At 45.7% G+C, this 14,179-nt stretch carries 9 protein-coding genes; 7 read left to right on the top strand and 2 right to left on the bottom strand.

Features of this window, described 5'->3' with window-relative positions:
- Positions 1-221: 221 nt before the first annotated feature.
- Complete coding sequence (gene uvrA / locus ACMFL8_RS09075; protein ID WP_413190751.1) at positions 222-2,783, bottom strand: excinuclease ABC subunit UvrA; 2,562 nt, start codon at positions 2,781-2,783, stop codon at positions 222-224.
- A 379-nt stretch (positions 2,784-3,162) separates the two neighbouring features.
- On the opposite strand from uvrA, the gene arfB reads away from it, so the two are divergent.
- Entirely contained in the window at positions 3,163-3,576 is a 414-nt protein-coding gene (gene arfB / locus ACMFL8_RS09070; RefSeq protein WP_010198548.1) for an alternative ribosome rescue aminoacyl-tRNA hydrolase ArfB, read from the top strand.
- 114 nt (positions 3,577-3,690) lie between these two features.
- Here arfB and ACMFL8_RS09065 read toward each other — a convergent pair whose 3' ends face one another.
- Positions 3,691-4,890 carry a sugar transporter gene (locus ACMFL8_RS09065; RefSeq protein WP_413190750.1) on the bottom strand — a complete coding sequence of 400 codons (1,200 nt, stop codon included), beginning with the start codon at positions 4,888-4,890 and terminating at the stop codon, positions 3,691-3,693.
- A 455-nt stretch (positions 4,891-5,345) separates the two neighbouring features.
- Between ACMFL8_RS09065 and ACMFL8_RS09060 the strand changes: the two genes are divergently transcribed.
- The 6 genes from ACMFL8_RS09060 (at position 5,346) to ACMFL8_RS09035 (ending at position 14,100) form a co-directional block, all read left to right on the top strand.
- Positions 5,346-6,320, top strand: coding sequence for a LysR substrate-binding domain-containing protein (locus ACMFL8_RS09060; protein WP_194618858.1), 975 nt, complete (start codon positions 5,346-5,348; stop codon positions 6,318-6,320).
- A 210-nt stretch (positions 6,321-6,530) separates the two neighbouring features.
- Positions 6,531-7,796, top strand: a complete 1,266-nt coding sequence (locus ACMFL8_RS09055) for an aspartate aminotransferase family protein (protein WP_413190749.1) — start codon at positions 6,531-6,533, stop codon at positions 7,794-7,796.
- A 288-nt stretch (positions 7,797-8,084) separates the two neighbouring features.
- A complete protein-coding gene (locus tag ACMFL8_RS09050) occupies positions 8,085-9,497 on the top strand; it encodes a VOC family protein (RefSeq protein WP_413190748.1) in 1,413 nt (470 codons plus the stop codon).
- A 142-nt stretch (positions 9,498-9,639) separates the two neighbouring features.
- Complete coding sequence (locus ACMFL8_RS09045; RefSeq protein WP_413190747.1) at positions 9,640-11,130, top strand: aldehyde dehydrogenase family protein; 1,491 nt, start codon at positions 9,640-9,642, stop codon at positions 11,128-11,130.
- A 202-nt stretch (positions 11,131-11,332) separates the two neighbouring features.
- Positions 11,333-12,796, top strand: a complete 1,464-nt coding sequence (gene nhaC, locus ACMFL8_RS09040) for a Na+/H+ antiporter NhaC (RefSeq protein ID WP_413190746.1) — start codon at positions 11,333-11,335, stop codon at positions 12,794-12,796.
- 17 nt (positions 12,797-12,813) lie between these two features.
- On the top strand, positions 12,814-14,100 hold the full coding sequence (locus tag ACMFL8_RS09035; RefSeq protein WP_413190745.1) for an NAD(P)/FAD-dependent oxidoreductase: 1,287 nt from the start codon (positions 12,814-12,816) through the stop codon (positions 14,098-14,100).
- Positions 14,101-14,179 lie beyond the last annotated feature (79 nt).

Raw genomic sequence — 14,179 nt, 5'->3', positions numbered from 1 at the left:
AGATAAAAGACAGCCTCATCATGATAAAATGGTAAACAGTGATATAAACACGAAGATGTGGCTATTTTTCCCAGCGAATCGATAGAGTGGCAAAAGCCTTTGCGAGCGGTACAGATGCAGTGTTTAAAATAGCAGGTCAAATGGTCGACGCGCCCGTAATTGAGCGCTGCCGTCAGTTGCTGAGTTGATAAAAGGTTTTTAATAGAATACGCCCTAGCAAACTAAAACAGCAAAAAAGGCGCGGTACGGCTGGCTTTTGATTTTGCAACTTCTGCTGGTGTGCCTTCTGCCACAATAAGACCGCCTTTATCACCCGCACCTGGCCCAATATCGATAATCCAATCACTGTTACTAGCGACTTGCATGTCATGCTCGACCATAATCACAGTGTTACCAGCGTCAACGAGTCCGTTCAATTGTGCCATCAATAGCGACACGTCCGAAGGATGCAGGCCAGTTGTTGGTTCATCAAGGATATAAAGCGTGTCTCCTCGTTGTGTCCGTTGCAGTTCGGTGGCAAGCTTAATGCGCTGTGCTTCGCCGCCCGACAGTTCGGTTGCTGGCTGACCAAGCCTGAGATAACCAAGTCCAACTTTTAGCAACGCGTCTAATGCTCGTAGGATAGGTGCTTCTTCTACAAAGAATTCATAAGCAGATTCGACGGTGAGATCGAGGATTTCAGCGATGTTTTTGTCTCGATAAGTAATCTCAAGGGTTTCATCATTGTAGCGTTGCCCATGGCACACTTGGCATGGCGAGTAAACGCTCGGTAGAAATAGCAGCTCAACGCTCACAAAACCAACACCTTCGCAATTTGGACAGCGGCCTTTCTTAACGTTAAAGGAGAATCGACCGGCATCGTAACGTCGTGCCTTGGCTTCTGGCGTTGCGGCAAATAATTTGCGCACATGATCGAACAGGCCGGTATAAGTAGCAAGGTTTGAGCGCGGCGTACGACCGATGGCTTTTTGATCGACGGTCACCAATCGACTCACGTGTTCCATACCATCAGCAATCTTACCACTGGTCTGAGTTTCTAGCTCTTGCTCTAGTAAATCAGCTTCACCAGTCGGCGCTTCGATGACTGTCTTCTGCCCTAATTCGCTATAAATGAGATCGACCAGCGCTTGACTGACGAGACTTGATTTGCCTGAACCTGATACGCCCGTCACCGTTGTCATCACCCCTAGAGGAAACGCTACATCTAGCCCTTGCAAGTTGTTGCGTTCGATATTGACCAGCTGTAGCGAGGCTTTTGCTTTTCTTGGGGTATGCTCAACCGCCCATTCAGTCTCAAAAAGATACTGTCCTGTGCGTGATTGCGCAACGTCCCGCAAGCCTGCTACAGGACCACTGTAAATAACTTCGCCGCCATGGGTTCCAGCCTTTGGCCCCACATCGACAATCCAATCGGCGTGCCGAATCACACTGACGTCATGCTCAACAATAAATAACGAGTTACCAGCCGCTGTCAGCTCATCCAATGCGCCCAATAACGCTTGAGTATCGGCAGGATGTAATCCAGCAGACGGCTCGTCAAGCACATAGACCACACCAAACAGTTTAGAGCGAATTTGGGTAGCGAGTCTTAGGCGTTGTAGCTCACCCGGAGACAAAGTAGGTGTAGTACGTTCAAGTGACAGATACCCTAAGCCTAGTGTGGTCAACGCCTCAACTCGAGACAGAATGTCACTGGCAATACGTTGAGCAACGATGGCCTTTTCTCGGTTTGGCATGTTGTCAGTTGGTTTGGTTTTGGCAGCATCCTGAAGTTTGAGTGCCATTTCAGTCAGGGTTAATTGAGACAGTTCACCAATATCAAGACCCGCGAACTTCACCGATAGTGATTCTTTTTTGAGTTTTTTGCCATGGCATTCTGGACATTCAGAAATTTGCATAAACTGGGAAACGCGTTTTTTGGTACGCGGACTTTGAGTGCTAGCAAAAGAGTGCAAGACGAAATTCTTTGCACTGGTAAACGTCCCTTTATAATTGGGCTTTTCGCCTTTTTTAATCGCCTCGCGTACTTGTTCAATGTTGTACTCTGGATAGACAGGGACTTCTGGTGTGTCATCGGTAAAGAGAATCCAATCGCGGGTTTTTTGGGGCAGGGTATTCCACGGCTTATCGATATCGTAGCCCAGTGAGGTCAGTATACGGCTTAGGTTTTGCCCTTGCCATGCAGGTGGCCAAGCGGCAATCGCGCGTTCGCGAATGGTTTTGGTATTGTCAGGAACTAGCAATTCTTCTGTCACCTCAAACACGCGGCCAATACCGGAGCAAGTAGGGCAAGCGCCATCTGGCGTATTTGGAGAGAACGCGTCAGCGTAGAGTATGCCTTGACCAGCAGGGTATTCCCCCGCTCGTGAGTAGAGCATGCGTAAACCATTTGAAATCGTCGTTACGCTACCGACCGATGAGCGTACAGACGGCGTACCTCGTTGTTGTTGCAGGGCAACGGCGGGCGGCAAGCCTTCTATCGAATCGACGTCAGGCTGATCCACTTGATCGATCAAGCGTCTGGCATAAGGCGATACTGAGTCAAGATAGCGATGTTGTGACTCAGCAAAAAGAGTACCAAATGCTAGTGAGGATTTGCCTGAGCCTGATATACCCGTGAATACCACAAGGGCATTACGCGGCAAATCAACATCGACGTTTTTTAGATTGTGAACTCTTGCGCCTCTGACTTGGATGCTGTGAGCTGGGTCGCAAGCGATATTTTTAGTGGCATTGTCATCAACTTTTGCAGTGGATTTTACTTTTTTATTTTTGGTGGTCATAAAACAGTTATTCCTATCAAATCGTATTTTTAGCTTTATTGTGAAGAAGGCGGGTAAAGTTTTGGCCAAGAAACTGCTTGCTAAATAGTTAGCTAATTAAGCAATGTCTTGGCTTAAGCAACATCTTGGCAATCTAAAACCATCCTAGCATGTCGATATCGAATCCTGAGGTAGGCTTACGCTTTACAGACAGATGACAGACATAGCAATGCCAAACAATAACATTTATGAGGTTTCATCTCTGAATTGCAGCTTATAAGTCTTGAAAAACTGCTTTTAAGACATGCGGATTTTTGAAGTGGGTGAGCTGGCAAGTGGCGAGGTAGCTGATAATGGTTTATCATTAATCATAACTATCAATTATCTATAAAAGCATCCTATGATCTTTATCAGCAATACCATTAGTTTAAATGACAGTGACGTAGAGATTAGCGCCATACGTGCGCAAGGCGCAGGTGGGCAAAACGTCAATAAAGTCTCTTCCGCGATTCATCTGCGTTTTGATATCCATGCCTCAAGCTTGAGTGATGTAAATAAGCAGCGTTTGCTTGATAGTAAAGACAGCCGAATTACCAAAGAAGGCGTGCTCATTATTAAAGCACAGCAATTTCGTACCCAAGAACGTAATAAAATTGATGCGTTTGAGCGCTTACAAAGCTTTATCACCAAAGCTACTTACGTCAATAAAACACGCAGGCCGACCAAACCGAGCAGAAATGCTAAGCGTAAACGTGTCGATCAAAAAACTCAGCGCGGTAAAACAAAAGTATTACGCGGTAAGGTGGATTTTTAGATAGACTCATTTGAAGGTGGATTTTAACAATTAACCAAAAAGCAAAATGCCAGCCCATTTAAGTGGCTGGCATTTTTTTGTGCGCTGAATGAACTTTGGTTAATCTGCCCTTAGCTAACCAAGTCTTCTGCTTAACTCAGGAAAGCGCTTTATCATAAATAGCATCAGTAGCAATGCCATAACCGCGATAGCCGCCCCAACATAGCCCACGCTCGATAGTGAAATATGCGTCACTGCATAGCCTCCGAACAGTGCGCCCGTCCCAATGCCTAAATTGATAATCCCTGAGAACATCGACATCAGCATGTCTTGTGCATTGACATCGACCATGATGACCTTGGCTTGCATGGAGATAATCAGCAGCATGAGCGCCGCGCCCCAGAGTAGGGCAATCAAGCTGAGCGCCCATATTGAGGTTACCGCAAATAACAGCATGAGCATAGACAATAGTATCAGTATCGTCGATATCAGCATTAATCTGGTATTGAATTTATCACCCCAACGACTGAAAATTACACTACCTGCAATCCCTGCGACACCGAACAATAACAGCACAACCGTTGCGGCGTTTTCACTGATTGAGCCGACTTGGCGCATAAAAGGCTCAATATACGAGTAAGCCGTATAGTGCGCGGTAAAGACCAGTAAAATTAGTAGATATAGGCAGACCAATAAGGGGTTTTTGAGCAATTCTGGAATCTTTCTAAAAGAGCCTTCAAACATACTAGGCAGCGTGGGCAACAGTCTCATTTGCAGAATGAATACGATAAGGGCAAGCCCGCCAATACCACCAAAAGTCGCGCGCCAGCCAAACCATTGACCGACCACGCGTCCTAAAGGCACACCCAACACCATCGCTAATGACGTACCGGTCGCAAGCACACTAAGCGCCAGCGCCTTTTTGCCTTCCGGTGCCACACGTATCGCAATCGCTGCGGTGATGGACCAAAATATCGCATGCGTGAGTGCAATGCCAACTCGGCTGATGAGCAGCACTTCAAAGCTCCACGCAAATACTGACAATACATGACTGGCAATAAATACCGCAAATAACGCCAACAGCAAACGCTTGCGCTCAAAGCGACTGGTCAGCAGCATCAATGGCAATGACATGGCCGCGACAATCCACGCATACAGCGTCAACATCCAGCCCGTCTCTGCCGTGGTGATAGAGAAATCTTGGGCGATGTCGCTTAATAGGGCAACAGGGACGAATTCGGTGGTATTCATGATAAAGGCGCTGACGCCCATTAGGAATACTTGAAAATACTGAGTCCGGCGAGCATTTGCGCTCACCTCAAGGTTAGGTTTCATAAGATCCAATACAAATAAAGAAGGCGCTAATAGTGAAAGTTAGCTTAAAGTGATTTATTCGCTTAAAAATAAGGGTAAAAATACATCGCAATGATGAAAAGAAGGCAGGCAAGATAGCAAGTCAGTCGCCGTAGTTAAAGTAATTATTTGATAATGAGCGTCGGTATTCACAAAATGAATAGGATATGACATTAGTTTTTGACATTAGCCTCTAGGAAGCCGACACTGACTGCCGACAACATACCGGCAGTGAAATAATGCTTTTATCAATAGAAGCATGCTCAAGTAGACTGATACAATAATCAAGGCGAATCAGCGCTTAAATAATGATGGCTACCTATTCTCTCATGCTATTTAAGCGTGCACGAATAGGTAGTCATCTCTGTATGAATTATCCCTGTTTTTACATTTTAATAGGGCGTGTCCTCATACCAAAAATAAAAGAAAAATAAACTATGAAAACCGAAACCAATAAGCCGCTTGCTTTTAGAAAGTATCCATCGACGACTGCTCTACAGTGTTTCGAAACGGCTGCACGGCATCTGAGCTTTACCAATGCCGCGCAAGAGATGCATATGACACAAAGCGCCATCAGTAAGCAGGTCGCTCAGCTAGAGGAGATGTTAAAAATTTCACTCTTTTATCGTACACCGCACCGCATTTCATTGACACCAGCTGGCAAGACTTATTACCTTGAGGTGTTGGAAATCCTCAAACATATCGAGGTGGCAACCACCAGTTTGATGTCGCATAGTGACAATGTAGAAGTGCTTAAGATTGCCTCACACCCAACCTTTTGTTCTCGCTGGCTGTTACCTGCGCTCAGTGGCTTTAGTCAAGCCCATCCATTGATTAATTTAGATATAAAAGAGCAAGTTGGGCCATTTTTTACTGAAGACCAAAACGTCGATATTGCTTTTTTATATGGCGATGGCATTTGGGGCGGGATGGAGGCGATTAAGCTGTTTGACGAGTATTGTGTGGCGGTATGCCAACCTGAATACTTGCATGATAAAAATCCTTGTACGAGCAATGTAGATAACTGTACGTTGCTACAGTTGAGCTCGCGCCCAAGTGCTTGGTATGAGTATTTCAAGCAGCAAGGCGTTAGTATCGATGGAACGTTTATCGGCCCACGGTTTGATACTTTTCATGCGTGTATTGCCGCTGCATTGCTCGGCTATGGTATCGCACTTGTACCACTGCGTTTGGTCGCCCCTGAACTACAATCAGGAACGCTGGTGACGGCATGGCGCTATGCGGCAAAAGGACGGGGGTCTTATTATATAACTTATCCTTTGTCTTTGGGCAGATCGCATAAGGTGAAAGTTATTTTAGAATGGGTATCAGCGTATCTTGAAACCTCAAATCAACACGAGCTGATGCTAGGGCATGTCCTCAATTCAATCGATATAGTTGATTCACTTTAAAACAGATACAGGGCGACTGGGATAAATTTTTCGTAGCCTTTGTGATAGCAGTTAACAATGTTTAAATAATTGTAATTTTTAACGCGCCTTAAGATTGTCTTTTGGTTGGCAATGACGAAAAGGAATGCCAGCACAACTATTATTCGTTTGCTGAATCGGTACGGTTTTGCTGAAATGAGCATCACACTCAAGGAAGATGAGAGATGCTTAATGGATACGCACTATAACGTTACAGACGCTTTTACGATGGTGCATCCTGTGACCCTCACCAAAGGCAAAAATGCCAAAGTTTGGGACAGTTATGACCGCAGCTACATCGACTTTGTCGGCGGTATCGGGGTTTTAAATTTTGGTCATTGTCATCCTCATATCGTCTCCGCGATTATCAATCAAGCCCAATCACTTATTCATTACGCCTACAATGCGGCCGCCCATCAGCCGTATCAAACCTTTATGCCACGGCTTTGTGAGCTGATTCCAATCAGTGGTGAGCTATCAGGTATGTTGACTAACTGCGGCGCAGAAGCCACCGAAAATGCCATAAAAATTGCCCGCCTAAAAACAGGTCGTGTGGGTGTCATTGCTTTTGATGGTGGCTTTCATGGGCGCACGCTGGCTGCGGTCAATCTAAATGGTAAAGTCACGCCTTATAAGCGGGGGCTTGGACCATTGGCAGGTGGCGTTTACCACATTCCTTTTCCTAGTCCAGATAATGAGGTGAGCGATCAGCAGGCTATCGATGCGCTTGAACGTCTATTTACTGTAGAGACGGATGTCGATAATATCGGTGCCATCATTGTAGAACCAGTACAAGGCGAGGGTGGCTTTCACTTAATGTCACCCACGTTTGCTCAGTATCTGCGCCAGTTTTGTGATGAGCACGGCATTTTGCTCATTATGGATGAAATTCAATCGGGCTACGGTCGTACGGGCACACCCTTTGCCTTTACACATTTAGGGATTGAGCCTGACATGATATTGCTAGGCAAAAGCATCGCAGGTGGGTTGCCGTTAGGCGCAGTGATCGGCAAAGCTAGCATAATGAATGGATTGCCTAAAGGTAGCCTCGGCGGTACTTATTCGGGTAATCCGGTCGCGTGTGCTGCCGCCAATGCGACGTTGGATATTATGCAAGACGATGCGGTGTGGGAGTCTGCCAAACATTATGCCCACACCATTGAGCAGACGGTGAACCAATGGCAGCAAGAAGGTGTATCGCCTTGGCTGTTTGGCCTTACGGGTATCGGTGCGATGCGCGGTATCGAGCTGCGACATCCTGAACATGATGTCGATCCAAACGTGATGACGTATGTGTTAACGCAAGCGCGCGAGCGTGGTCTGCTGTTGATGCCTAGCGGTAAATATCGCCACATTATTCGCCTACTACCGCCACTAACAATCGAGCCTGAAACCCTGCAAGCCGGTCTTAATGTTTTAAAAGAAGTGTTAAGTACGATTCCTGATAATAGGCTCTGATGAAATAGCAACGATATAATTTAATGGCAACGATATAGTTTTTTGTCGGACACGCTTAGGGCGTGTCATCAATAATTAGCACATGAATACATTTAGTGGTCTTAAAATGGCTAAATTTAGCCAAACATCGTCAGAAATCTTGTCAATATGTTCATATTTACGGCAATTTCTTCCTTGTTTGGCTGCAATTTTCCTCATTTTAAGTCTCACAATCTAAATGATGACACGCCCTAGTTAATAAGTTAAGAGTAATAAAAATTTATAAGATTTTAACGAGGATATCTATCTGTGAATCACACGTTTATCAGCAGCGACGCTATTCGTCACGAGTTCTCTATGGCGATGTCAGCCATGTACCAAACCGAGGTTCCACTATATGGTGACTTGCTAGATTTAGTCGCTGAGGTAAATACTGAGGTGCTAACCAAACATCCTGATCTTAAGGAGCAGTTGGAGCATACCGGAGAGATTGATAGACTCAGTATGGAGCGCCACGGGGCGATTAGATTGGGCACAGCGCACGAGCTTAGTATGATGCGCAGGCTCTTTGCCGTGATGGGTATGCACCCTGTTGGCTATTACGATTTGGCACCCGCTAGCGTGCCCGTGCATTCTACGGCTTTTCGAGCGATTGACGCGCAAGCCTTAAATCAAAGCCCGTTTCGAGTCTTCACTTCTTTATTGCGTCTAGACTTAATTGATGATGACGCACTAAAACAAGAAGCATCAAACGCATTAGCCAACCGCAATATCTTTACCGATACGGTCGTCAGCCTGATTGAGCGCTTTGAAAAGCAGGGCGGTTTGACGTCAGAGGAAGGTGAGCAGTTTATCAAAGAAGCTTTAGAGACCTTTCGCTGGCACGATAAAACACCGGTCTCAAAAGAGCTATATCAGCGTTTATTAGCGCAGCACGGTCTCATTGCAGATGTCGTCGGCTTTAAAGGTCCACATATCAATCATTTAACCCCTAGAACACTAGATATAGATACTGTACAGCAAAGCATGCAGGCAAAAGGCATGCCGCCAAAAGCCATTATCGAAGGACCACCAAAACGGGAATGTCCGATTTTATTAAGACAAACGAGCTTTAAGGCATTAGAGGAAGCGGTTAGTTTTAAAAACTCAGAGGGCGAGTACGAGCAAGGATGCCATACTGCACGGTTTGGTGAGATTGAGCAGCGCGGTGTGGCATTAACGCCAAAGGGTAGAGCACTGTATGACAAGCTACTTAGTCAAGCACGCCATCAATTAGGAGCTACTCCAAATGAGGGTAATGCAGCTCAATACAATCGAATTTTAGCCGAGGTATTTACCGCTTTCCCTGATGATTACCAGACGATGCATGACAAGGAGCTTGCTTATTTTTATTATCAACCAGTCGATAGTGCTGCGGATATCAACAGTGATATGTCTAATCTAGAAATGGTTAATTCAAAACAAGCAGTCAATGCTCTGATTAACCGAGGCGTTATCCGCCTTGAGCCTATTGTCTATGAAGATTTTTTGCCAGTCAGTGCGGCTGGTATTTTTCAGTCCAATCTTCAGCAGGACAAGCAAAGCAACTATGATGGCAATTCAAACCAACAGGAGTTCGAGCAAGCCCTTGGTACCAATGTCCATGATGAGCTTGCTTTGTATGAAGATATACAAAATAGAAGCTTGGAAAAATGCCTAATTTCTTTAGGAAACGGTAGGTAAAAGACAAAAACAGTCATCTTATTTGTTCGCCATTCCAAAATGGAATGAGGGTAAGAAAATTATTATTTTGCAAGTTAAAGTATTGCAAGGTAGCTTAAAGGTCGACCAAAGAGATTATAAATTACTATACAAAGGATTGAATATGATTAAGCAATACATGTCAGCCATGGGTGTCAAAGAAGAACAATATCAACATGGCGATTTTGAAGTCAATACGCCTATCGATGGGACGGTTATCGGCAAGATAACCTTAGATAGCGTTGATGAGGTCAATAAGAAAATCCAAAACGCCCAAGCAGCATTTAAGGAATGGCGTGTCGTTCCTGCCCCCAAGCGCGGCGAATTGATTCGTCTGCTGGGCGAAGTGCTGCGTGAGCATAAAGAAGACTTGGGCATGCTCGTATCATTCGAAGCTGGGAAAATCAAACAAGAAGGCCTAGGTGAAGTGCAAGAAATGATCGATATTTGCGATTTCGCTGTCGGCGTTTCACGTCAGCTATATGGCTTGACGATTGCGTCAGAGCGCCCAGGTCATCACATGCGTGAGACATGGCATCCGCTTGGTGTCATCGGTGTTATCTCCGCTTTTAACTTCCCTGTAGCGGTATGGTCTTGGAATACAGCGCTTGCCATCGTTTGTGGTAACCCTGTCATCTGGAAGCCATCAGAAAAAGCCCCTTTGGTTGCTTTGGCGTGTCAGGCCATGTTCGAAAAAGCCTTGGCAAAGTTCGGTGATGCACCAGATCATTTGTCTCAAGTGATATTGGGTAAGACGGATATCGGTAATGCCTTGGTTGAAAACAAAGACATTGCCTTGGTCAGTGCGACTGGCAGTACACGCATGGGCAGAACTGTCGGGCCTAAAGTCGCTGAGCGTTTTGGTAAATGCTTGCTTGAGCTTGGTGGCAACAACGCGATGATTTTGGCACCGACTGCCGACTTAGACCTTGCGCTACGTGGCATTATATTCTCAGCGGTTGGTACAGCGGGTCAGCGTTGCACCACATTACGCCGTCTCTTCGTCCATGAGTCTGTCAAAGACGATATCTTGCCACGCATCAAATCAGCTTACGAAACCGTCAGCATTGGTCATCCTCTCGAAGGCAATTTGGTCGGCCCACTGATTGATGAAGACAGCTTTAATAACATGCAAGCGACCTTGAATAAGGCTCGTGAAGCGGGTGGGATAGTGACAGGCGGGGAGCGCGTACTAGCAGACAAATACCCTGATGCCTATTATGTCACGCCTGCCATTGTCGAGTTTGATGAGCAAAATGACGTTGCTCGAAGTGAGACGTTTGCGCCTATTTTATATGTCATGACCTATAAAGACTTTGATGAGGCAATCGAGATGCAAAACGATGTGCCACAAGGATTATCGTCATGTATCTTTACCAATGACTTGCGTGAAGCGGAAACTTTCCTCAGTGATCGCGGTAGTGATTGCGGCATCGCTAACGTCAATATCGGCACTAGTGGTGCTGAAATCGGCGGTGCATTTGGTGGCGAAAAAGAAACCGGTGGTGGACGTGAGTCAGGGTCAGACGCATGGAAAGCCTATATGCGTCGCCAAACCAACACCATCAACTATTCAACAGAGCTACCACTTGCCCAAGGCATTAGTTTTGGTTGATATGAAGATGTATGAACACTCAGGATTGATTGTTCATATATAAATGGTTAAGCACAAATGACTCATCATAAGTGGTCAAAAATAAGGTGTTCAGCGTTAATTGCCAAGCATATTTTATATATGTTTGGCACACCAAAAACTATAAGCAATCAAGGATTGGTTGTAATGACCATTGACGACTACTAAGGAAGGTAGAATTATCATGATCGATGACAAACCGCATGACCCCGCTGATGATGGCTACGGTCCGTCTTCTAGCTTCTTACTTGATATTGCCCCTCTCGTATTGACTGCCATGATTCTTATGGTGCAGTTTTTCATATTTAAAGACTTTACCCCGCACATTCCATTAGCCTGTGGCATTTTAATCACTGGCTTATTTATGAAGATGCGTGGTCGTGATTGGCAGGGTATGGAGGAGCGGTTTTTAAAAGTTATTAAAATCGGCTTACCGGCGATGATTATTCTGATGGGTGTCGGTATGCTCATTGGTTCATGGATTATTGCAGGGACGGTGCCGACCATTCTTTACTATGGATTCAGTATTTTTTCTCCTTCCTCCTTTTTATTTTCAGTTTGTATTATTTGCGCCATTATTTCTGTTGCTACAGGCACTTCTTGGGGTACAGTCGGTACGGTAGGGCTGGCGATGATGGGTATCGGTATGGGGCTTGGTATTCCGGCTCACTTTACAGGTGGTGCTATCGTCTCGGGTGCTTTTTTCGGGGACAAAATGTCGCCATTGTCAGATACCACTAACCTGACACCTGCGGCAGCGGGCGTGGAGCTTTGGGACCATATCAAAGGCATGCTACCAACCACTGTCCCAGCCATGGTTACTGCCTTAGCGCTCTATGCATGGATTGGCATGGGTTATGGCGATGACAGTATTGATTTATCTTCTATCCAAGCCTTACAAACCAATTTGGCTGACAATTATAATTTAAGTGTCATCACTTTATTACCTGCGCTTGTGGTCGTGATTGCCGCTGTGATGAAAATGCCAGCGATACCGACCGTTTTGGGCGGTGTTGTCGTGGCATCAGTTATTGCGTTTTTTATGCAAGGCGTTGGGGTCAGTGATATTTTTAACGTTTTACAAAACGGCTTTGTCAGTGAAACGGGCTTTGAAGTGGTTGATAAATTGTTATCAAAAGGCGGCGTCATGTCAATGACATGGGTCATTACCTTGACCATCTTTGCACTCGCTTTTGTCGGCTCGCTTGAACACTACGGCACCTTAAAAGCCATTATGGCGAAAATAGATAAGGCAGTAAAATCGCGTATCGGCTTGATTTTGACGACTTATGCCAGCGTCCTTGGTGTTGGTACTTTAATCGGCGACGTTTATACGACCTTGGTGCTGCCAGGGCGTTTATTAAAAGACAAATATAAAGAAATGGGCTATAAGCGCACGACACTCACACGCTCTATTGAAGACAGTGGCACGCTATTATCACCGCTGATTCCTTGGAACATGGGCGGTAGCTTTGTTGCTGCGACCCTTGGTATAGCGACACTGACTTATGCACCTTTTGCTTTTGCTTGCTGGTTGTCACCTTTGTTTGGCTTGCTATGGGCGTTCCTTGATAAGTTTATACCGCGTGAAGAGCCTTCGGTAGAAAAGCTCGACACGGCTACCTCAACGTCAATTAGTGACGTGTGACACGAAGGGAGTATGAGATGTTACAAGAGCAATGTTTATGGAACATGACTGCCCCCAATATTGAGTCCTATAGTCAGATGAGTAGCGACACTCAAGCGACCATTTGTATCATTGGTGGCGGTTATACAGGATTATCGGCTGCGATTCATTTGGCCGAAAAAGGCGTCAAGGTTATCTTACTTGAGAGCCAAACGATTGGTAGTGGCGGTTCAGGAAAAAGCGTAGGGCTCGTCAATGCAGGGACATGGGCACGCCCTGATGACTTAAATATTGTGCTAGGTGAAGCTGCTGGCGAGCGTCTCACAGAAGCGCTTGGACAAGCACCAAGCTTAGTATTTGACCTAATCAAACGTTATAATATCGACGCGCAAGCCACCCAAGCCGGCAATATCCATATGGCACATAACGCCAAAGGCGAAGTCGATGTCGATGTCAGATACGAGCAGTTGAGCCGTCGCGGTGCGAATGTTGAGGTGTTAACTGGCAGCAAATGCCATGAATATTGCGGCACCAAAAGTATCAATAAAGCGCTACTAGATCATCGTGCAGGCACTATCAACCCGCTGGCTTATGTCAGAGGACTCGCAAAAGTCGCGACCAGTCTTGGCGTAATCATCTACGAGCATTCCGCTGTCGAGGCGCTGGAGAAAGTAGACGGTCATTGGTACACAAGGACTCCCAAAGCTCGGGTCAAGTCTGAGCGCGTCATTATTGCGACCAATGCCTACACTGAAGGCGAATGGACAGAAATTACTAAGACTTTTTATCTCGTCGCTTATTATCAGATCGCTTCTGAGCCGCTCAGTGGAGCAGTAGCAGATCGTATCTTACCTTACAAAACAGGGGCATGGGATACGCGCTTGGCATTATCGAGCTTTCGCCGTGACAAAGATGATCGCTTGTTATTGGGAACGGTGGGTGGCAGGCAACTTAAACCAAAATCCTTCTATCAGTCATGGGCGAACGCTGTGCAAAAGAGCTATTATCCTGATTTGCCAGCATTTAACTGGCAATATGAATGGTGCGGCAATTTTGGCTTTACGCAAGACCATATCTTCCGCGTTTTGGAACCTGACGAAGGGTTATTGACAGCGACTGCCTACAATGGACGTGGCATTACCACTGGTACGCTCATGGGAAAATGCTTTGCGGATTATATCTTGACTGGAGACAGAGCCAGTATTCCATTGCCATTTAAAACCTTGGAAGAGTCAAAGATAGCATTGGGTGCGATGAAATCTGGATTTACTGAAGTAGGGCTGACGCTCTATCATGCAGGGCAATGTCTAAAAATCATTAGATAGGTTTTTGACTACAGTAGGAAGATATAGGGTGAGTATTGACAACAGTAAAGGTGTTAAAAAAGAGGAACAATATCTGTAT

The sequence above is a fragment of the Psychrobacter sp. AT9 genome (genome assembly GCF_047272965.1).
Classification (GTDB): Bacteria; Pseudomonadota; Gammaproteobacteria; order Pseudomonadales; family Moraxellaceae; genus Psychrobacter; species Psychrobacter glaciei.
This window is presented reverse-complemented; position numbering and strand designations above follow the sequence as displayed.